At 69.1% G+C, this 21,140-nt stretch carries 18 protein-coding genes; 7 read left to right on the top strand and 11 right to left on the bottom strand.

Translation table 11 applies throughout. From position 1 onward, the window contains the following. From ACWH49_RS27095 to ACWH49_RS27045, 11 genes are all read right to left on the bottom strand, one after another. Positions 1-1,368: MBL fold metallo-hydrolase (locus tag ACWH49_RS27095; RefSeq protein WP_448174276.1), on the bottom strand; the 1,368-nt coding region annotated here is incomplete at its 3' end. Positions 1,369-1,385: 17 nt separating this feature from the next. Next, positions 1,386-2,795: a vWA domain-containing protein gene (locus ACWH49_RS27090; protein ID WP_448174275.1), complete on the bottom strand. Its 1,410-nt coding sequence runs from the start codon at positions 2,793-2,795 to the stop codon at positions 1,386-1,388. Then, positions 2,779-3,747 (bottom strand): AAA family ATPase, encoded by a 969-nt coding sequence (locus tag ACWH49_RS27085; RefSeq protein WP_448174274.1) that lies wholly within the window; start codon positions 3,745-3,747, stop codon positions 2,779-2,781. The genes ACWH49_RS27090 and ACWH49_RS27085 overlap by 17 nt, the downstream gene beginning before the upstream one ends. Next, a complete protein-coding gene (locus tag ACWH49_RS27080; RefSeq protein WP_448174273.1) occupies positions 3,731-4,726 on the bottom strand; it encodes an acyl-CoA dehydrogenase family protein in 996 nt (331 codons plus the stop codon). Before ACWH49_RS27080 ends, ACWH49_RS27085 begins: the two co-directional genes overlap by 17 nt. A gap of 146 nt (positions 4,727-4,872) precedes the next feature. Then, complete coding sequence (locus ACWH49_RS27075; protein WP_448174272.1) at positions 4,873-6,045, bottom strand: acyl-CoA dehydrogenase family protein; 1,173 nt, start codon at positions 6,043-6,045, stop codon at positions 4,873-4,875. Positions 6,046-6,074: 29 nt separating this feature from the next. Continuing rightward, complete coding sequence (locus ACWH49_RS27070) at positions 6,075-8,054, bottom strand: acetyl-CoA carboxylase biotin carboxylase subunit (RefSeq protein WP_448174271.1); 1,980 nt, start codon at positions 8,052-8,054, stop codon at positions 6,075-6,077. 7 nt (positions 8,055-8,061) lie between these two features. Further along, a complete protein-coding gene (locus tag ACWH49_RS27065; RefSeq protein WP_448174270.1) occupies positions 8,062-9,681 on the bottom strand; it encodes an acyl-CoA carboxylase subunit beta in 1,620 nt (539 codons plus the stop codon). Between the two features lie 198 nt (positions 9,682-9,879). After that, positions 9,880-10,695, bottom strand: a complete 816-nt coding sequence (locus ACWH49_RS27060) for a CoA-transferase subunit beta (protein WP_448174269.1) — start codon at positions 10,693-10,695, stop codon at positions 9,880-9,882. A 9-nt stretch (positions 10,696-10,704) separates the two neighbouring features. After that, positions 10,705-11,592 carry a CoA transferase subunit A gene (locus tag ACWH49_RS27055; protein WP_448174268.1) on the bottom strand — a complete coding sequence of 296 codons (888 nt, stop codon included), beginning with the start codon at positions 11,590-11,592 and terminating at the stop codon, positions 10,705-10,707. Positions 11,593-11,618: 26 nt separating this feature from the next. Then, positions 11,619-12,641 carry an NAD(P)H-dependent flavin oxidoreductase gene (locus tag ACWH49_RS27050; RefSeq protein ID WP_448174267.1) on the bottom strand — a complete coding sequence of 341 codons (1,023 nt, stop codon included), beginning with the start codon at positions 12,639-12,641 and terminating at the stop codon, positions 11,619-11,621. A gap of 40 nt (positions 12,642-12,681) precedes the next feature. Next, positions 12,682-13,833 (bottom strand): acyl-CoA dehydrogenase family protein, encoded by a 1,152-nt coding sequence (locus tag ACWH49_RS27045; protein ID WP_448174266.1) that lies wholly within the window; start codon positions 13,831-13,833, stop codon positions 12,682-12,684. Between the two features lie 310 nt (positions 13,834-14,143). On the opposite strand from ACWH49_RS27045, the gene ACWH49_RS27040 reads away from it, so the two are divergent. From ACWH49_RS27040 to ACWH49_RS27010, 7 genes are all read left to right on the top strand, one after another. Continuing rightward, on the top strand, positions 14,144-14,767 hold the full coding sequence (locus ACWH49_RS27040) for a TetR/AcrR family transcriptional regulator (protein ID WP_448174265.1): 624 nt from the start codon (positions 14,144-14,146) through the stop codon (positions 14,765-14,767). After that, on the top strand, positions 14,764-15,513 hold the full coding sequence (locus ACWH49_RS27035) for an electron transfer flavoprotein subunit beta/FixA family protein (protein ID WP_448174264.1): 750 nt from the start codon (positions 14,764-14,766) through the stop codon (positions 15,511-15,513). The genes ACWH49_RS27040 and ACWH49_RS27035 overlap by 4 nt, the downstream gene beginning before the upstream one ends. After that, positions 15,513-16,454, top strand: a complete 942-nt coding sequence (locus ACWH49_RS27030) for an electron transfer flavoprotein subunit alpha/FixB family protein (protein ID WP_448174263.1) — start codon at positions 15,513-15,515, stop codon at positions 16,452-16,454. The genes ACWH49_RS27035 and ACWH49_RS27030 overlap by 1 nt, the downstream gene beginning before the upstream one ends. Before the next feature lie 100 nt (positions 16,455-16,554). Continuing rightward, complete coding sequence (locus ACWH49_RS27025) at positions 16,555-17,715, top strand: acyl-CoA dehydrogenase family protein (RefSeq protein WP_448174262.1); 1,161 nt, start codon at positions 16,555-16,557, stop codon at positions 17,713-17,715. A 9-nt stretch (positions 17,716-17,724) separates the two neighbouring features. After that, positions 17,725-18,900: a CaiB/BaiF CoA transferase family protein gene (locus ACWH49_RS27020; protein ID WP_448174261.1), complete on the top strand. Its 1,176-nt coding sequence runs from the start codon at positions 17,725-17,727 to the stop codon at positions 18,898-18,900. A gap of 10 nt (positions 18,901-18,910) precedes the next feature. Beyond that, positions 18,911-20,281 carry an MmgE/PrpD family protein gene (locus ACWH49_RS27015; protein ID WP_448174260.1) on the top strand — a complete coding sequence of 457 codons (1,371 nt, stop codon included), beginning with the start codon at positions 18,911-18,913 and terminating at the stop codon, positions 20,279-20,281. Further along, positions 20,278-21,114 (top strand): HpcH/HpaI aldolase/citrate lyase family protein, encoded by an 837-nt coding sequence (locus ACWH49_RS27010; RefSeq protein WP_448174259.1) that lies wholly within the window; start codon positions 20,278-20,280, stop codon positions 21,112-21,114. The genes ACWH49_RS27015 and ACWH49_RS27010 overlap by 4 nt, the downstream gene beginning before the upstream one ends. Positions 21,115-21,140: the final 26 nt, after the last annotated feature.

Below are 21,140 nucleotides of genomic sequence, written 5' to 3'. Positions count from 1 at the left end.
TGAATCAAGGTAGGCCGCCATGTTGCCGTCGGGCGGGTCGATGATCGTGGTGCTGCCGTTGAGGACGTGGTCGCCCGAGAACAGCAGGCCGTCTTCTTCGACGACCAAGCACAAGTGGTTGGCGGCGTGGCCTGGCGTGTGGATCGCACACAAAGTCACCGGGTGCTCCGGGTCGGCAAGATGCACGCGCTCGCCGTCGCCGAGTTCGCGATCGGGCACGAACAGCGAATGATCCCGAGCGGTCGGTGCCGACGCCATGCCGAGAATGGGCGGACGCCGGCCGGTGCGGTCGGCGCAGAGTTGCGCCAGCGGCTTTGCGCCTGGCGAATGGTCGGGGTGCGAGTGCGTGCAGAGGATGGCCCGGATGTTCCCCTCGGTCGCCCCGAACAGGCGCGCCACGTGCTCGTCGTCGGGTGGGCCGGGGTCGATCACGACGAAGCCGCCGGCCGCGCTGCCGATGATGTAGCTGTTCGTGCCGGGCCCTGTCATCACGCCGCGGTTCGGCGCCGTCAGCCGCCACAGGTGGCGCAGCAGTTGCACCGGCCGTTCGTGCTGCCAGTCGAGCGCATGTTCGAGCTGGCCGTCGGGGCAGACCATCTCGAGCTCGCCGAAGGGCAGGTCGTGCTCCATGTAGCGTTGCGGCTGGCCCTTGACGAGGGCGCCGCGCGGGCACGACTCCCACAGCGGCCGGCCGCTCGCGCAGGCCTGCAGCGCGGCGTCGACGTCGCGGAACGGCGCCAGCCAGCGCAGCGTGCGCAGGGTCGGGAAGATCAGCGGCAGCGTGCCGCCCTGGTGACGCTGCAGTGCGTCCTCGGCACGCAACCAGACCGGTTCGAACTGTTCGGCGTCGTCGGCCACCGCGGTCTGGCCTGCGGGGATGCGCGCGATCAGGAAGGCGGTGTCGAAACGCCGCGGTCCGACGTCCCGATCGGTGGTCCAGCGCGCCAGCGTGCGCACCTCGGTCGCCGCCAGCTTGAGCCGGTGTGCCCGCAACTGCGGGTACAGGGCCTGGTCGCGCCGCAACGATGCAATGTCCCGATGGGTCAAGGGGCCGCCGTCGTCGCGCACGGCGTGCAGAATTCCCAGTTCCTCGAAGCTTTCGCGCAGCGCGGCCAAGGCCGGCGTCAGACCCTCGGCCGGGTGGCCGGCAGCAGCGCCGTGGACCAGGTCGAGGGCGTCCGCGTCCTCGGCGTCGATGCGTCCGCCGGGGAACACGAACACGCCGGGCAGGAAGCTCGCGGTCGGCGAGCGCCGCGTCAGCAACACCTCGGGGCCGGCGGCGCTGTCACGCAACCACAGCAGGGTGGCCGCCGGCCGCGGTGTGGCCGGGGTGCGGGCGGCATGGAGCTGCAAGGTGGGACGGACCATCGGTTCGGCTTCCTCTGTCAGGCACTGGCGCTGTTGGTGCGCAGCAGCTCGTCGAGCGTGCGCTCCAGATGGCGCAGCGAATTGCATTCGCGCGCGATGTGGCAGTAGGGTGCGTAGCGCTTCATCTCCGAATCGCCCAGGCCCCAGAACGACACCGGCTCGGGGTTCAGCCAGATCACGCGCCGCGCGCGCCCGTACAGCGTCTTCATGATCTCGGCGTGCGCCTCGCCGCGGTTGTTGCGCGCGTCGCCCAGGATCAGCACCGTGGTGCGGCGGTCGATGCGGTGCATCAGCTGCTCGTCGATGTCCTCCAACACCTGGCCGTAGTCGGTGCCGGAGCCCCCCACCGCCTGCATCACCTTGTCGACCGCCTGCTCGACCGGCAGCGACTCGAAGGTCGCGCTGACGTCGACCAGGTGGTTAGTGAAAGCGAAGGACTGCACGTCGGACACCAGCTCGTCCAGGCTGTACAGGAACAGCAGCAGGAAGCGCGCGTACTGGCGCACCGAACCGCTCACGTCGCAGATCGCCACCACGCGCGGTCGCTCCACTTTCGTGCTGCGCCAGAAGGTCTCGAACATCACGCCGCCATAGGCCGCGTTGGCGCGCATCGTGCGGCGGAAGTCGAGCTGACCGCGCTGTTCGCGGCGCTTGCGGCGCGCGTGACGCTCGGCCAGGCGGCGCGCGATCTTGCGCACGATCTCGTGCATGCGGGCGAAGTCGCGACGGTCGATGTTCGACAGCTTCTGGGTCTGCAGAAAGTCGTCGTGCAGTTCGCGCGTCGGCGCGGTGCCGTACATCGAGAGCTTGCGTTCGACGAAGTTGCGCACCTCGTTGAACAGGTGCTTGCGGGAGCGCTCCAGCGCGGCCAGGCGCTCGGGCGCCAGTGTCTGCCGGCGCGCGTCGCTGATCTCGCGGTCGAGCAGCTCCAGCCCCATCGCCTGCTGGATCTTCTGGGTGTAGTAGCCCTTCTGCGTGAAGAACCAGATGTCGGTCAGGCCGACCTCGCGCGCGGCCTGCTGCATGCGGCGCGACAGCGCCGCCGAGTCGCCCGACTGCAGCAGCTGCGACAACGCCTGGCCCGCGCTGCCCTGGCAGCCGCCGGGTCCGCCGCTGCCCCCCCCGCCTTCGGCGTTCGAGGGCTGATCGGCCTGCGGCGGCGGAGCCGGTTCGGCACCGGCCGGCGCCGGGGCCAGCTGGCGCGTGCCGAAGGACTCGAAGCGGAAGAAGCGGTCGAAGGTCTGGTCGAACACCGCGCGGTCGGGCAGCGTCTTGGCCAGGGTCGCACCAAGCGCGCTCTTCAGCAGATCGCGTTCGCGCCAGCCCACCAGCGCGGTGGCGCGTGCTGCATCGATCTGCGCGTTCAGGCTGATCTCGAGGTCGCTGCCGCGCAGCGCCTTGAAGAAGTCTTCAAGAGTGGCTTGCAAGAGGTAACTCCGCGCCCTTGCGCGCCTGGGCCAGCAGCGCCGGGAGCTGCTCGGTGGCCGACGCGATGTCTTGCTCGAACTTGAGGAACACGTTGAGGGTGTCGCGCACCAGGTCGAGGTTCAGGTGCTCGGCATTGAGCAGCAGCAGGGTCTTGGCCCAGTCGATTGTCTCGCTGACCGAGGGCTGCTTCTTCAGGTCGATGGCGCGCACCGCCTGCACGAAGGCCACCAGTTCGCGGTTCAGTGTCTGCGACAGGCCGGGCACGCGGCGTTCCAAGATCTGCCGTTCGACCACCGCCTCCGGAAACGGGATGTGCAGGTGCAGGCAGCGGCGCTTCAGCGCGTCACTCATCTCGCGCGTGTTGTTGCTGGTCAGGAAGACCAGCGGCTTGACCTTGGCCACGATCGTGCCGAGCTCGGGCACCGAGACCTGGAAATCCGACAGCACCTCGAGCAGGAAGGCCTCGAACTCGGGGTCGGACTTGTCGATCTCGTCGATCAGCAGCACGCAGCCGCGTTCCTGGTGCAGCGCCTGGTAGAGCGGCCGCGGCTCGAGGAAGTGCTCTGAGAAGAACAGGTCGTCGTGCGCATGCAGCTTCTCGATCGATGCCGCGAGGCCGACCGCGCCCTGCATCATCTCGGCCAGCTTGTCCTTGAGGAGTTGGGTGTACAGCAGTTGCTTGCCGTACTTCCATTCGTACAGCGCCTTCGACTCGTCGAGGCCTTCGTAGCACTGCAGTCGGATCAGCGGCACTTCGAGGATGCTGGCCATGCTCTTGGCGAGCTCGGTCTTGCCGACCCCGGCCGGCCCTTCGACCAGCACCGGCTTCTCGAGGTTGAACGCGAGGTAGACCGCGGTGGCGAGCTGCCGGTTGGCGATGTAGTCGACGTCCGAGAGTCGCGACAGCACGACATCAACGGTATCGAAATGGGAATCATGCAGGGACTTCATCGGGTTCCTTCTTGGTGAGCAGGCCGGTGCCTGCCGTCAGTTGTCGCGCTTCGCCGACGCCGCGTGCGATGCCGAGCACCGTGCGGATGTCGCGTCTGAGTTCGAGCAGATTGCGGCCGTGATCGTCCAGCGGCGCGGCAAACGACTCGCAGGCGTTCTGCCAGCGTTCCAGCGCCAGGCGAACGCCGACGTTCAGGTCGGCCAGACGATCGTCCGCACCCTGTTTGTCGAGGTGCGAGGCGGTTACGGCGGCCAGTTGCGCCAGCGCCGCGAGCTCGAGTTGCAGCGCACCGAGGGTGCGCAGGGTCGCGGGCGTCGGTGCGGCGCCGCGTTGCCACGCCGCCAGCGCGTCGAGCTCGGCCTGCATCGCGCCGCACACGACACCTGCCAACAGGGCGTCTTCGAGCGCGCGCAGCGGCCGGGCGATCAGATCGAAGGCGCGGCCATCGGTGCGCAGGCGGCCGGCGCGGGCCACGTGGCAGGCGTCGAACGCAAGCCCGCAATGGCCGAGCGGCGGCAGCGCGGCCGGGCGACCGTTGGGCAGCCGCTTCAGGCCGGTCGCATCGGTATCGACGACGAAAGCATCGAACATCTTGCGGCCGCCCGCCTCGCCGGTGACGGCCAGCACGACGACGGCGTCGGCGGCAGGGCCGTTGCTGACGAAGGCCTTTTCGCCGTCGAGCTGCCAATGGTCATCGTGACGGCTGGCGAAACAGCTCAGGTGCTTGGGGTGCGCTCCGACCTTCGGTTCCGAGATGGCGAGCGCCACGATCTTGGCGCCGCGCGCCATCATCCGCACGAGTGCCCGCTGGGCTTCGTTGCGGGCGTGCGGGCCGATCACGAAGCGCCCCAGCATTTCGTTCATCAGCCACGCGAGCGCCAAGCCCACGCTCGCCGTCTCGCGTGCGATCAATCCTGCCAGTGCCGAGATGACCGTCCAGTCGGCGCGAGCCGTGCGGCCGTCGGCATCGAAACCCACGCCGAGCAGACCGCGGGTAGCCAAGTGCTGCCACCAGGCGCGCGGGAACGCACCCTCGCGGTCGACGGGTGGTGCGCAGCGCAGGGCGATTCGCATCGATTCGAGCAGGTCTTCATCACAGGTGGCGATGTCGGCGGGGCGGATGTTCATGGCATGCGGCCTGCACTGTGGAACCCGAGCTGGCGCGCGGCGAGGTCGCGCATCACTTCCTCGGCGCCGCCGCCGATCGCGTTGACCTTGACCTCTCGGTAGATGCGCTCGACCGTGACGCCGCGGATGAAGCCTGCGCCACCGTGCATCTGCACCGCTTCGCTCGCGCAATGCGCCATGGTCTGGGTGGCCTGGTTCTTCAGCAGGCAGATCTCGCCCACCGGCGTGTCGCCCTGTTCGACGCGCCAGGCCAGCAACTCCAGCAGAGCCTGCGTCGCCTCGATGCGCATCGCCATGTCGGCCAGCTTGTGGCGCGTGACCTGCTGGTCGATCAGCCGCCCGCCGAACATCTCGCGCGCGCGCGCCCAGGCCAGCGCCTCGTCGAGGCAGACGCGTGCGAAGCCGTTCGCGCCGGCGGCCAGGAAGATGCGCTCGCGGTTGAAGTTGAGCATGATGGCCTTGAAGCCCTGGTTCTCGGTGCCCACCAGATTGCCCACCGGCACGCGGCAGTTGTCGAAGTACAGGGTGGCGGTGTCGGAGCACAGCCAGCCCATCTTCTCGAGTCGCGTCTGCGTGAAGCCGGGCGTGCCCTTTTCGACCAGCAGCAGCGACACGCCGCCCGCGCCCGCGCCGCCGGTGCGCACCGCCACGGTGTAGAAGTCGGCGCGCATGCCCGAGGTGATGAAGGTCTTGGAGCCGTTGAGCACGTAGTGATCGCCATCGCGCCGCGCCGTGGTCTTCAGGTTCGCGACGTCCGAGCCGCCCGACGGTTCGGTGATGCCCAGGGCGCTGATCTTCTCGCCGCTCAACACCGCGGGCAACACCTTGCGCTTGATCGCCTCGGACCCCACGTTGACGATCGGCGGGCAGCCGATGGTGTGCGACAAGAGGCTCGCCAGCACGCCGCCGGCGCCGCAGCGCGCCAGCTCCTGTGCCGCGATGATGGTCATGAACAGGTCGCCGTCGTTGCCGCCATGGGCTTCTGGAAAGCCCAGGCCGAGCAGGCCGATCTCGGCTGCTTTGCGGTACAGCTCGAGCGGGAAGCTCGCAGCCGCTTCCCAGGCCTCGACGTTCGGCGTGATTTCGCGCGCGACGAAGCGCCGCATCGCGTCGCGGAAGGCCGCGTGCTCGGCGGTGTAGAAGGGGCTGCTGGCAGGGGTGGCGTTCACGGTGTTGCTCATGGGGGTCGATGCCGCGCTTAGGGCGCCGCAACCTCGTCGATCAGGGTGACGATGACGGCCCGGTTCGCGACCTGGTCGCCGGGCCGCACGCCGACCCGTTCGACCACGCCGTCGCGACGCGCGACCAGCTGGTGTTCCATCTTCATCGCTTCAAGCACCGCCAGGCGCTGGCCCTTCGTGACCGCGTCGCCGGGCTGCACCAGCACCGCCAGCACGCGCCCGTTCATCGGCGCGGTGACGCTCGACTCGGCCGCCTGTTCGCTGCCGCGCGGTGGTGCATGGGTGATGTCGTCGAAGGCGTTCACATGGCCGTCCAGCGCCAGGTGCAGCGTGGCGCCGGCGAAGGCGCGCGTGCCTTGACACTGCAGACCGTCGATCGACAGCGGCACGGCCGCGCCGTCGGCCGTGCCGATCGCGATGTCGTGCGCCGTGTCACCGTCGAGTTCGACGCGGAATCGCCCGTTGCCCAGCGCCGTGACGTGGGTGGGGTGTCGGCGCTCGCCCTCGGTCAGCTCGAGCGGCCAGCGCGGCGTGCCGTTGGAGCGCCAGTTGGACTGCGCGCCGCGATACGCCGTGGCGTCGAACCACAGCGCCGCTGCCACGGCCACGGCTCGGTTGGCGGCCGTCGGGCGCTGCAACACCTCGGGGCCGAAGTGTCGGTCGATGAAGCCGGTGGTGGCCGCACCCGTTGCGAATTCGTCGTGCGCGGCCGCCGCCTCCAGAAAGCCCAGGTTGGTCGGCAGACCCAGCACGCGGGTGTTGCGCAGCGCGCCCAGCAGGCGCCGCCGGGCCTCGTCGCGGGTCGCGCCGAAGGCGATGATCTTCGCGATCATCGGGTCGTAGAACGGGCTGACGGTCTGGCCGCTGACCAGCCCGTGGTCGACGCGGATGCCGGTGCCGGTCGGCGGCTGCCACAGCGCCACGTCGCCGCTTTGCGGCAGGAAGCCGGCCCACGGGTCTTCGGCGTAGAGGCGCACCTCGATGGCATGGCCCTGCAGCCGCACCTGGTCCTGCGTCAGCGGCAGCGCCTCGCCGCGTGCCACCGCCAGTTGCCAAGCCACCAGGTCCTGCCCGGTGATGCATTCGGTGACCGGGTGCTCGACCTGCAGCCGGGTGTTCATCTCGAGGAAGTAGAAGCTGCCGTCGCGGTCGAGCAGGAACTCGACCGTGCCGGCGCCGACGTAGTCGACCGCACGCGCGGCGGCCACGGCCGCGGCGCCCATGCGTTCGCGCAGCGCCGCGCCGACGGCGGGTGAGGGCGCTTCCTCGAACACCTTCTGATGCCGGCGCTGGATCGAGCAGTCGCGCTCGCCGAGGTGGATCACATGGCCGAGCCGGTCGGCAAAGACCTGCACCTCGACGTGGCGCGGCTCGACCACCGCGCGTTCCAGGATCAGCTCATCGGAGCCGAACGCGCTGGCGGCCTCGGAACGCGCGCTGACCAGCGCCGCCGGCAAATCGGCCATGTTGGTGACCAGCCGCATACCGCGGCCGCCGCCGCCGGCCGCCGCCTTGACCATGATCGGCACGCCGATCTCGTGCGCCTGTGCCAGCAAGGTCTTGTCGGACTGGTCGGCGCCCTGGTAGCCCGGCACACACGGCACGCCGGCCGCGAGCATCAGGCGCTTGGCCGCGGCCTTGTTACCCATCTGCTCGATGGCATGCGGGTCGGGGCCGATGAAGACCAGCCCGGCGGCCTGCACGGCACGCGCGAACTCGGCGTTCTCGGACAGGAAGCCATAACCGGGATGCACCGCGCCGGCGCCGCTGGCGGCGGCCGCGCGCAGCACCGCCTCGATGCTCAGGTAGCTGTCGCGCACCGGCGGCGGGCCGATGCACAGTGCCTCGTCGGCCTGCCGCACATGCAACGCGTCGGCATCGGCCTCGCTGTAGACCGCCACCGTGCGATAACCCTCGGCGCGCGCGGTGCGGATCACGCGGCAGGCGATCTCGCCGCGGTTGGCGATCAGGATCTTGGTGAACGCGGTCCGGGTCATGCCGAGCTCACATCCGCGCCACGCCGAAGCTGTTCGGCCGCGGGTTGCGCGCACGCCCCTCGCGACACACCGCCAGCGTCATGGCCAGCACCTGGCGTGTGTCGCGCGGGTCGATGATGCCGTCGTCCCACAGCCGCGCGGTGGCGAACAGCGATTGCGACTCCATGTCGAAGCGCTGCAGGATCTCGGCCTTCATCGCCTCCAGCATGGCCGGCTCGGGTGTCTTGCCGGCGCGCGCCATCTTCTCCTCGGTGACGATGCGCATCACGGTCGACGCCTGCTCGCCGCCCATCACCGCGACGCGGGCGTTGGGCCAGGCGAAGACGAACTGCGGGTCGTAGGCGCGGCCGCACATTCCGTAGTTGCCGGCGCCGAACGAGGCCCCGATCATCAGCGTGATGCGCGGCACCGTGCTGTTGGTGACGGCCTGGATCATCTTGGCGCCGTGCTTGATCATGCCGACCTGCTCGACCTCCTTGCCGACCATGAAGCCGGTGGTGTTCTGCAAATACACCAGCGGCGTTCCCGACTGGTTGCACAGCTGCATGAACTGGGTGGCCTTGTTCGCACCCTGCGGGTCGATCGGTCCGTTGTTGCCGATGAAGCCGCAGGGCTGGCCCTCGATCGCGCCATGCCCGCACACGGTGGCGGCACCGAATTCGGGCTTGAAGTCGAGGAAGTCGGAATCGTCGATCAGTCGCGCCAGCAGTTCGCGCACGTCATAGGGCTGGCGGTAGTCGGGCGGCACCAGCCCGGCGATTTCTTCGGCAGGGTATCGCGGCGGCTTCCAGGCGCGGCATGCCTGCGCCGGCAGCTGGTCGTTCCAGGGCATGCGCGCCAGCACGTCGCGGGCGATGCGGATGCCGTCGGCATCGTTCTCGGCCAGGTATTCGGCGACGCCGGAGATGCGGGTGTGCATCTCGGCCCCGCCCAGTTCTTCGTCGGTGGCGATCTCGCCGGTGGCCGCCTTCAGCAGCGGCGGGCCGGCCAGAAAGGCCTTGGCCCGCCCGCGCACCATGACCACGTAGTCCGACATGCCTGGCAGGTACGCGCCGCCGGCGGTGGAATGGCCGTGCATCACCGTCACCTGCGGGATCCCGGCCGCCGACAGCCGCGCCTGGTTGGCGAAGCCGCGACCGCCTTCGATGAACACTTCGCCGACGTGCATCAGGTTGGCGCCGCCCGATTCGACCAGCCGCACCACCGGCAGCTTGTTCTCGAGTGCGATCGCCTCGGCGCGCAGGCTCTTGCGCATGCCCATCGGCGTGATCGTGCCGCCCTTGATCGCGCTGTCGGAGGCGAACACCATGCAGCGCACGCCCGAAACGATGCCGATGCCGGTGACGATGCCGCCGCCGAGCACGTTCTTCTCGCCGTCGTCGTCGTGCATGCGGTAGCCGGCCAGCGTGGACAGCTCGAGCCAGGGCGAGCCGCGGTCGAGCAGGCGCGCCACGCGCTCGCGCGGCAGCAGCTGCTTGCGGGCGCGGAACTTCGCCTCCATGCCGTTCGAGGTGTCGCGGACACGGGTTTCGAGGCCGCGAAACTTGGCGATCATCGCGAGCATCTGTTCGCGATGCTGCATGACTCGCTCCGAGCCGGGGTCGATCAGGGTCTGCAGAACTGGCATGCGTCTCGGGTGGGTTCGATCCGGATCAGAGGCTCGGCCGGCGACGACGCTGGAAGCGCCGCCATCGCTCGAAACGAAGGCTGCTGGCCGCAGGAGCGAATCAAGCGACGGCGCTCTCGAACAAACCTAACGACCGTTAGAAAGCGAGATGGTACAGGAAAACCGGCCGGCGGTCAGGCCGCGCCGGTTGGACACCGCTCAGCGCGTGATGCGCAGTTCCTTCAGCAACCCGTCGGGATCGACGATCGTGCGCAGCACCGCCAGTTCCTGTGGCGTGGGCGGCTCGGTTTCGACCACCGTGGCCGGCACCCTGACCTCGAAACCGGTCGCCGCCTGCACGTCGGCCACGGTGACGCCGGGGTGCAGCGAGAGGATGCGCATGAAGCCGCTGTCGGGCGCGAAGTCGAACACGCCCAGCGGCGAGAACACGCGCTTGGGCGGCATGCACAGCGTCTGCACGTGCTTCGCCCGGTCGGCGGTGTGGCCGGGCGAGCTGATGAAATCGACCTCGTCGACGAAGATCTTGCGGTTGTGGTGCATCGTGAAGAAGTACAGCACCCCGAACGACACGCCGAAGCACAGCCCCACCGTGCCCACGCCGCGCACCTTGGGCGCGGCGTAGTCGCCGACGCAGACCATGTTGCTGCTGCCGCGCTTGTCGATCTGGATGCCGCCGATGACGGCGACGATCTGCTCGTTGCCGCGGTTGTGGCGCCACATCTCGATGTCGACGATGTCTTCCATGTCCATCACGTACTCGGCGCCGCGGATCATGCGGTGGTCCGAGGTCGAGGTCTGCAGCTTCGAGCTGGAATTGATGGCGCCGCCGCCGCCGGCCAGCCACCACAGGTTGGGGGCGTAGAGGATGCGCGCGAGTTTGATGCCGGCCGCGGGCAGCTGCGAATAGGCGCCGACCGCGGCCCAGTCGCCGTCGTGCTCCTTCATCTGGCGCGCGATGGCCACGGCCATCAGTTCGCCGACCGAATAGTCCTGTGCTGTCTTGATGTTCGACATGGCGGCTCCTCAGATCGATTCACGCAGGTTCAGCAGGCGCTCGATGCCGAACTTCTCGAGGTACGCGAAGTGGTCGGCGGGGCCGAACACATGGTCGCGCAGGTAGGCGTCGATGTCTCCGTCGCGGTAGGCGATCAGCGCCGGCTCGTCGTGGTTGTAGACGCCATGGCACGACAGCGGGTGCGAGCCGTACGGCACCTTGACCACCATGTCGATGTAGTGGCCCGGGATGCTGGTGCGCTTGGGGTCGGCCTGGATGCTTTCCAGCGTGACGATCTCTTCGGTCGTGACGATGGTGCGGCGCGAGGCCTTGGCGATCAGCGCGTCGCCGACCACCGAGCCGAGGTGCACGACGTTGCCGAAAGGGTCGCACTTGGCGGCATGGATGATCGCCACGTCGGGCGCGATCGCCGGCGAGACGATGATCTCGCGTCCGGTGTAGGGGTCGGTGGTGCGCCGGTAGGTAGGTTCGCGCTTCGGGTTGTCGCGCGCCTCGTGGCCGGGCGGGTAGGGCACGAAGGGCAGGCCCAGTGCGCCGGCCTTCAGGCCCAGCACGTAGTAGATCTCGTCGCCGTCGATGACCTTGATGCGCTTTTCCTCGACCGCCTTGCGGTAGCGCGGCGCCATGCCCAGATGCTCCATGCCGACGTAGCAAACCGTCAGCGTGTCGACGCAGCCGGCGCCCACCAGCAGGTCGGCCGGCATGCCGGCGCTGACGTTGGCGATCAGCTTCAAGCCCTTGGTGCCGCGGCGGACGATCTCGCGGATCAGCGCCATCGGCCCGTTGTGCGAGTGGATGCCGCCGAAGGCCAGGGTGCTGCCGTCGGTGATGAGCGCGGCGGCCTGCGCGAGCGTGCCGAGCTTGGGGGTGCGCTGCGGGGTGTCGATGACTTCCATGGTCTTGGTCTTTCGTCGGTCGGAGTTCAGTTGAAGCTGACGCGCGCGGGCAGCTCGCGTTGCAGGATGTCGCGCGCCTGGTCGATCATGCGCGTCACGATCTCGTGCGCCGGCAGCACGCTGGCTATGCGCGCCACGCCCTGGCCGCAGAAGATGCCCGACTCGAGGTGGCGCCCGACGCGCGCCGCGCCCAGCGGCATCGGCGTGGTCAGCAGCGCCTGCTCGGGCATCGGCAGCGCCGCCAGGCCCGAGGCGTCCCAGGCGGTGTCCCATTCGCTGCGCAGGTGGCGGCAGGTCTTGCCGGTGTACCACTTGCTGCGCACCGTGGCGCCGTCGCCGGCGTCGACGATGCGCTGCTTGTACCAGTCGGGCGCGCTGCATTCGCGGCTGGCGATGAAGCGCGAGCCGACCCAGACGCCGACCGCGCCCAGCGCCAGCGCCGCGGCCAGGCCGCGGCCGTCGACGATGCCGCCGCGCGCGACGCTGACCGCGTCCTTCACCTTGCCCACCAGGCTCATCACCTTGATGCCGAGCGCATGCGCTTCGGCGACCATGAACGCGGGGTTGCCCAGCGCCGAGACGAACAGCGCCGGCCGCGCCAGCAGGATCGCCTTGACCTGTTCGCGGCTGAAGGTCTCGCCGAGCTTGAACGAGGCGACCGAGCTCATGCCCGGCGTGGCGCGCGCGTCGTCGTCGTCGAAGGGGATGCCGCGCTCCTGCAGGAAGCGCTCGCGCAAGGCCAGGTGCTGCGGCGGGAAGTGGGCCTTGGCAGCGGCGGCGCGGAAGTCGTGGCCGTAGGTTTCCACGCGCGCCGGCAGGCCGATGTCCATGCCGAAGGGCTTGCCGGTCAGCTTGCGGGTCTCGGCGGCCATCGCGATGATCTGCTCCGGGTCCTTGTCGGCGCAGGCCAGCACGCCGATGCCGCCGGCTTCCGAGACCGCGGCGACCAGCTTGGGGTCGGAAATGTCGGGCGCCATCGCGGCGAGCATGATGGGCAGCTCGATGCCCAGCAGGTCGCACTGCGGGGTGCGGAAGCTGGTTGCGGCCATGCCGGTTCTCCTGTGGCCTCGCTGGCTGCGGCGGCCGCTTTCAGCGGCGCGGGTACAGCCCGAGGTTCTTGCTGATGATCTTCAGCATGATCTCGTCGGCACCGCCGCCGATCGAGCACAGCCGGCCGTCGCGGTAGAAGCGTGACACCGGCGTTTCGTTGACGAAGCCCATGCCGCCATAGAACTGCAGGCAGCTGTCGGCGACCTCGCGTTGCAGGCGCCCGACCTTGAGCTTGGCCATCGAGGCCAGCGTGGTCACGTCCTGGCCGCCGATGTAGAGCTCGGCCGCGCGGTAGACCAGCGCGCGCAGGGCCTCGATCTCGGTCTGCAGTTCGGCGAGCCTGAAGTGCAGGTACTGGTTGTCGAGCAGCGGCGCGCCGAAGGCGGGGCGCTGGCCGGTATAGGCGGCGCATTCGCGGATCGTGCGCTCCATCAGCATCAGCGAGGCCGCGCCGGCCCACAGGCGCTCTTCCTGGAACTGCTGCATCTGGTACTCGAAGCCGCGGCCCTCGTCGCCGATGCGAAAGCGCTGCGGGATGCGCACCTCGTCGAAATACAGCGGCGCCGTGTCGGAGCTGCGCATGCCCAGCTTGTCGAGGCGCTTGCCGCGTGTCACGCCGGGCGTGCCCAGCGGCACGCACAGCAGGCTCTTGTTGCGGTGCGCCGGGCCGTCGCCCAGGTTCACCAGCAGACAGACCCAGTCGGCCTGGGTGGCATTGGTGATCCACATCTTCGAACCGTTGACGATGTAGTCACCGCCGTCGCGCCGCGCCGTCGTCGTGATGGCCGCCACGTCGCTGCCGGCGTGCGGCTCGGAGACGCCGATCGCCGCCACCCAGTCACCGGCGATCGACGGCACCAGGAACTCGCGCCGCAGCGCGTCGGATCCGAAACGCGCCAGCGCTGGCGTGGCCATGTCGGTCTGCACGCCGATCGACAGTGGCACGCCCATGCTGTGGGCATGGCCGAGGGCTTCGGCCATCACCAGCTCGTAGCTGTAGTCCAGGCCCTGGCCGCCGTACTCGGTGGGTTTGTGAATGCCCAGCAGGCCGAGCGCTCCGAGCTTCTTGAAAACCTCGTGCGCCGGGTAGATGCCCGCGGCCTCCCACTCGTCGACGTGCGGGTTGATCTCGGTTTCGACAAAGCGCAGCACCGTGCGGCGCAGCTGTTCGTGCTCGGCGGTGACAAGCATGGCGCGCCCGTTACGCCTGTGGCGGCGAGTCGGCACCGGAGCAGGGCTCGGCGCGCAGCCTGCGCGCGTGGCCTGGCAGCTGGGCCAGAATCAGGACGGCGCAGCCACCGATGAGCCAGGCGCTGATCGGCCGGTGCAAGAACGCCATCAGCTCACCGCACGCCGATGCAAATGAAAAACAGCGCGCCCGTTTACAGGAACTGGCAGCCATCCGAAAGTGTCCTCTACGCGGGTCAGACCATCACCCGACCCGAACGGCGAGTCGAGTGACCTTCCTAACGATTGTTAGATAGATGGTAGAGTATAGGCAATGACAGGGCTGCGCGACAACGGGCGTCGAGAGTTGATCCTGCGGACGGCGGCCAGCCTGATCCGGGAGCGCGGGTTCGAGCGCACCTCGGTGCGCCACATCGCTGAGGCGGCGGGCATCACCTCGGGCTCGCTTTTCTATTACTTCGAAAGCAAGGAAGAACTGCTGGTGGCGATCATGGAGGAAGGCGTGCGTGACATCATGAAGTCGGTCCGTGAAGGACTGGAAGGCGAGTCGCGTCTGCCGGAGCGGCTGCTGGCGATGCTGCGCCACCACCTCACTGCCTTGCTCGGACCGAAGCTGGATGCGATGTCGGTCGTGCTCTACGAATGGCGCAGCCTGTCGCCGCCTGCACGGGCGCGGGTGCTGAGCGCCCGCGACGACTACGACGATCTCTGGATGCTGCCGCTCGGTGAAGCCGCCGCGCTGGGCTTGGTGGACGCCGACACGGTGCTGGTGCGCCAGACTGTGCTCGGTGCGCTGAACTGGGCCACGCAGTGGTACCGGCCCGGCGGCCGCCTGGATATCGATGCGTTGGCGCGATCCTTGTTCTTGCTGCTGCTGCCGCGCGTGGCGGGCCGCGCAGCGAGCTCTTCCTTTCATGTACCGATGGAGATCAAGTGAAGATACTCGTGGCTGTCAAGAGGGTGCTCGACTACAACGTCAAGGCCCGTGTCAAATCCGATGGGTCGGGCGTCGATCTGGCGAACCAGAAGCTGTCGATGAACCCGTTCGACGAAATCGCCTGCGAAGAGGCGGTGCGGCTGAAGGAGGCCGGTGTCGTCACCGAGATCATCGCGGTCTCGTGCGGCGCCTCCGGCTGCCAGGAGACGCTGCGCAGCGCGATGGCCATCGGCGCCGATCGTGGCGTGCTGATCGAGACCGACGCCGTGCTCGAGCCGCTGGCCGTCGCCAAGCTGATGCAGCACGTCGCCAGCAAGGAAGGTGTGCAGCTCGCCATCTTCGGCAAGCAGGCGATCGACGACGACGCCGGCCAGACCGGCCAGATGTTCGGCGCGCTGATGGGCTGGGCCCAAGCCAGCTTCGCCTCCAAGGTGCAGGTCAACGGCGAGACCGCCACGATCACGCGCGAGATCGACGGTGGCCTCGAAACGCTGGAGATGAAGCTGCCGGTGGTCATCACGACCGACCTGCGCCTGAACGAGCCGCGCTTCATCACGCTGCCCAACATCATGAAGGCGAAGAAGAAGCCGCTCGAGGTCCTGAAGGCGGCCGAACTCGGCATCGACGTCGCGCCGCGAACCACGGCCCTGCGGGTCAGCGAGCCGCCGTCGCGCAAGGCCGGCATCAAGGTGGCCGATACCGCCGAACTCGTGAAACGCCTCAAAGAAGAAGCGAAGGTGCTCTGATGACGATCCTGATCCTTGCGGAACACGACAACACCGCGCTCAAGGGCGCGACCCTGAACACGATCGCGGCGGCCTCGAAGCTCGGCAGCGACGTCCATGTGCTGGTCGCCGGCGCCGGCTGCGCGGCGGCCGCCCAGGCGGCGGCGGCGCTTTCGGGCGTGGCCAAGGTGCTGCTCGCCGACGCGGCCCACTACGGCGACCAACTGGCCGAGAACCTGGCCGCGCTGGTGGTCGATCGGGTCCGTGCCGATGCGGCTTGCAGCCACGTGCTGGCACCAGCCACGCCGTTCGGCAAGAACGTGCTGCCGCGCATTGCCGCGCTGCTCGACAGTTCGCAGATCTCCGACGTGATCGCGATCGAGTCGGCCGACACGTTCCAGCGGCCGTTCTACGCGGGCAACGCGATCGCGCGGGTGCAGTCGAAGGACACGATCAAGGTGCTCAGCATCCGCACCACGGCCTTCGACCCGGTCGCCGCCGGCAGTGCCGCGGCACCGGTGGAAGCCGTCGCCGCATCGGCCGATCTGGGCCTGACCCGACTGGTCGGTCGCGAGGTGGTCAAGCTCGAGCGCCCCGAGCTCACCGCGGCGTCGGTCATCGTCTCCGGCGGGCGCGGCCTGGGCGCGGCGGACAAGTTCCATGCCGTGCTGGAGCCCCTCGCCGACAAGCTCGGTGCGGCGCTGGGGGCGTCGCGCGCGGCGGTCGATGCCGGTTACGCGCCGAACGACTACCAGGTCGGCCAGACCGGCAAGATCGTCGCGCCGCAGCTGTACGTCGCGGTCGGCATCTCGGGCGCGATCCAGCATCTGGCCGGCATGAAGGACAGCAAGGTGATCGTCGCGATCAACAAGGATCCGGAGGCACCGATCTTCCAGGTCGCGGACTACGGGCTGGTCGGCGACCTCTTCGTGCTGGTGCCCGAGCTGGCCGCTGCGCTCTAATCCAGGTTTGCACATGGCGTTCGGGGCGGCGTCGCGAGTCTGACTCGAGCGCTCGTCCGCTTGACGCGTCCCCCCAATACTCCTTGCACACCCCAATCCCATGTCCGAAGCCCGCGAACGTCATCCCGAACTGCGCGCGGCATTGCGCGATCTGTTCAAACGCTTCCCCGACGCGTACTTCCGCGGTGTCGACGAGGCGCGCGGCTACCCGGTCGAGTTCGTCGATGCCTTGACGAAGGCCGGCTGGCTGGCGGTGATGATCCCGCAGGAGTACGGCGGCGCCGGCCTCGGCCTGGGCGAGGCCTCGGTCGTGATGGAGGAGGTGAACCGCTGCGGCGGCAACGCCGGCGCCTGCCACGGCCAGATGTACAACATGGGCACGCTGTTGCGCCATGGCTCCGATGAGCAGAAGCGCCGCTACCTGCCCGGCATCGCGACCGGCGATCTGCGCCTGCAGTCGATGGCAGTGACCGAGCCCGGCACCGGCACCGACACGACTCGGCTGAAGACCACCGCGGTGCGCAAGGGCGACCGCTATGTCGTCAATGGCCAGAAGGTCTGGATCTCGCGCGTTCAGCACTCCGACCTGATGATCCTGCTCGCCCGCACCACGCCCTTGGGCGAGGTCAAGCGCAAGTCCGACGGCATGTCGATCTTCATCGTCGACCTGAAAGACGCGATCGGCAAGGGCCTTGCCGTCACGCCGATCCGCAACATGGTCAACCACGAGACCAACGAGCTGTTCTTCGACAACCTCGAGATCCCGGCGGAGAACCTGATCGGCGAGGAAGGCAATGGCTTCAAGTACATCCTGGACGGCCTGAACGCCGAGCGCACGCTGATCGCCGCCGAGTGCATCGGCGACGGCCGCTGGTTCGTGCAGCGCAGCACCGCCTATGCCCGCGAGCGGCGCGTGTTCGAGCGCCCGATCGGCCAGAACCAGGCCGTGCAGTTCCCGATCGCCGAGAGTCACATCGAGATCGAGGCCGCCGACCTGATGCGCTGGCAGGCCTGTGACCTGTTCGACGCCCACGAAGCCTGCGGGGCCGAGGCCAACATGGCCAAGTACCTGGCGGCCAAGGCCTCGTGGGAAGCGGCCAATGCGGCGATCCAGACCCACGGCGGGTTCGGCTTCGCCTGCGAATACGACATCGAGCGCAAGTTCCGCGAGACCCGCCTGTACCAGGTGGCGCCGATCTCGACCAACCTGATCCTGTCGTACGTGGCCGAGCATGTGCTCGGGCTGCCGCGCTCGTTCTGAAGGATTCCGATGCTTCCGTTGCAAGGCATGCTGGTCGTCACGCTGGAACACGCCATCGCGGCGCCGTTCTGCACCCGGCAACTGGCCGACCTGGGTGCACGCGTCATCAAGGTCGAACGCCCCGGCGAGGGCGACTTCGCCCGCGCCTACGATACGCGCACGCGCGGCTCGGCCTCGCACTTCGTCTGGTGCAACCGCAGCAAGGAAAGTCTGACGCTGGACCTGAAAAACGCCGGCGCGCGGGCGGTGCTGCAGAAGCTGGTCGAGCGTGCCGACGTGCTGGTGCAGAACCTCGCGCCCGGTGCGGCCGCACGCATGGGCCTGGACCATGGCAGCCTCGAGCCCATCAACCCGCGCATCGTGGTGTGCGACATCTCCGGTTACGGCGACGGCGGCCCGTACACCGAGAAGAAGGCCTATGACCTGCTGATCCAGGGCGAATCGGGCTTCGTCTCGGTGACCGGCACGCCCGAGCATCCGTCCAAGGCCGGGCTGTCGATCGCCGACATCGCCGCCGGCATGTACGCCTACAGCAGCGTGCTGGCCGCGCTGCTGGAGCGTGGGCGCACCGGCCGCGGCCGGCGGCTCGAGATCTCGATGCTCGAGGCGATGTCGGAATGGATGGGCTACCCGCTGTTCTACACCTTCGAGGGCCAGCCGCCGCCGGTGCGTGCCGGTGCCTCGCATGCCGCCATCTACCCCTACGGCCCCTTCACCTGCGGCGACGGCAAGTCGGTGGTGCTGGGCGTGCAGCACGACCGCGAGTGGACAGCCTTCTGCGACAAGGTCTTGCTGCAGCCGGCGCTGGCCAAGCAGTACCTGGGCAACGCCAACCGCCTGGCGCAGCAGGACAAGCTGTTCGGCATCATCGACGCCGTGCTCTCCAAGCTGACGGCGGCGCAGTTGATCGAGCGTCTGGAAGACGCGCAGATCGCCAACGCCCAGCTCAACGAGATGGCCGACCTGTGGAAGCATCCGCAACTGCAGGCGCGCCAGCGCTGGGCGGAGATCGGCACGCCGGGCGGGCCGGTGCCGGCCTTGTTCCCGCCGCACCACCTGTCGGGCGACGAGCCGCCGCCGATGGGGCCGGTGCCGGCGCTCGGCGAGCACACCGACAGCATCCTCGCGGAGCTCGGCTACGCGGCGGACGACATTGCGCGCTTGCGCGCCGACCGGGCGATCTGACCCACCCCGCATGGCCATGACCACTTCGAGTTCACCCACGGCGGCGCTGGCGGCCTTCGCGGCCGGCCTGCGCTACGACGACATCCCGGCGCCGGTGCTGCGCCGCACCGAGGATTTGCTGCTCGACTGGACCGCGTCGGCGCTGGCGGGCAAGGGGGCGCGGCCGGTGCAGGCGATCGAGGCCTATGCCCGCGCGATGGGGCCCGGCGCCGGCAGCGCGGAAGTGCTGATCACGCGCCGCACCACGTCGCCGCACTTCGCCGCCATGGTCAACGCCGCGGCCTCGCACTTCGCCGAGCAGGACGACGTGCACAACGGCTCGGTGTTCCACCCGGCGGCGGTGGTGTTCCCGCCCGCCCTCGCGGTGGCCCAGGCGCTCGGCGCAAGCGGGCGCGAATTGCTCACCGCGGCGGTGGCGGGCTACGAGGTCGGCATCCGGGTCGGCGAGTTTCTCGGGCGTTCGCATTACCGCGTCTTCCACACCACCGCCACGGCCGGTACGGTGGCTGCCGCCGCCGCGACCGGTCGGCTGCTCGGTCTGGACGCGACCACCATGCTGCATGCTTTCGGCAGTGCGGGCACGCAGGCCGCCGGGTTGTGGGAATTCCTGCGCGATGCGGCCGATTCCAAGCAACTCCACTGTGCCCATGCGGCATCGAGCGGGCTGGCGTCGGCCTACCTGGCGCGTGAAGGGTTCACCGGCGCGCGCCAGATTCTCGAAGGTGCGCAGGGCATGGCTGCGGGCATGTCCAGCGACGCCGACCCGGCGCGCCTGACCGATGGCCTGGGCACTCGCTGGGCCACCGCCGAAACCTCGTTCAAATACCACGCCTCGTGCCGCCACACCCACCCCAGCGCCGACGCACTGCTGCAGCTGATGCGCACGCACGGCCTGAAGGCCGACGATCTGGCGAAGGTGACCGCGCATGTGCACCAGGGCGCGATCGACGTGCTCGGCCGTGTGGTCGTGCCCGGTACGGTGCACCAGGCCAAGTTCTCGATGGGCACGGTGCTCGCGCTCGTGGCCGAGTTCGGCTTCGCCGGCCTGGACGAGTTCGACCAGCAATTCCTCGCCCCTCGCGTGGCGGCGCTGCGCGACCGCGTCACGATGCAACTCGACGCCGAGATCGACCAGGCCTACCCGCGGCGCTGGATCGGCCGCGTCAGCGTCACCACCCGCGACGGCCGCGAGCTGGGCGCCCGCGTCGACGAACCCAAGGGCGACCCCGGCAACACGCTCACGCGACCCGAACTGGAAGACAAGGCGCGCCGCCTGGCAACCTACGGCAAGGGCGCGACGCCGGCCGAGATGGACGCGCTGATCGCACGCATCTGGTCGGTCGCCGAGTGTCCCCGGATCGAACGATGGATGGCCGAATGAGCGACGCCGGCCTGATCGCGCCGCTGCCGCGCGCCTACCTGTTCGTTCCCGCCGATCGGCCCGAGCGTTACGCCAAGGCGCGTGCCTCGGGCGCCGACGCGGTCATCGTCGACCTCGAGGACGCGGTCGCCCCCGAGGCCAAGGTTCGGGCGCGCGACGCGCTCGCCGCCGCGCTCGACGAAGCGGCGCCGCTGGTGGTGCGCATCAACGCGCACGGCACGCCGTGGTTCGCCGACGATCTCGAACTGTGCCGTCACCCGGGTGTCGCGGCCGTGATGCTGCCCAAGGCCGACGGCTTCGACGCCGTCTGCCAGGTCGTGGAAACCACCTTCAAGGATGTGCTGCCGATCATCGAGTCGGCACGCGGCCTCGCCGAGGTGCGCGCGATCGCCCGCGTGCCCGGGGTGGTGCGTCTGGCATTCGGCAGCGTCGATCTGGCGCTCGATCTCGGCATCGACTGCAGCCCCGACGGCCATGAAGAGGAGTTGCTTCCTTTCCGCATGGAGCTCGTGCTGGCATCGCGGCTGGCCGGCCTGGCGTCGCCGGCCGACGGGGTCAGCACCGCCATCGACGACGCCGACCGCCTGCGCGCGGATACCGAGCGCGCCAGGCGCATGGGGTTCGGCGCCAAGCTGTGCATCCATCCCAAGCAGGTCGCACCGGTGCAGGCCGCCTTCTCGCCCACGGCGGCGCAGGTGGCGTGGGCCCGCCGGGTCCGCGACGCCTTCGCGGCCGCCGGCGGCGCCGCGGTGTCGGTCGACGGCCAGATGATCGACCGCCCCCTGAACGAACTCGCGCTCGTCATTCTTCGCCGTGCCGGCGCCGCGACCTGACCCATCATTCACTCAAAGGACACTCC

This window comes from Rhizobacter fulvus (genome assembly GCF_964020785.1).
Note: the sequence above shows the minus strand (reverse complement) of the source record. Positions and strands in the feature narration are given on the sequence as shown.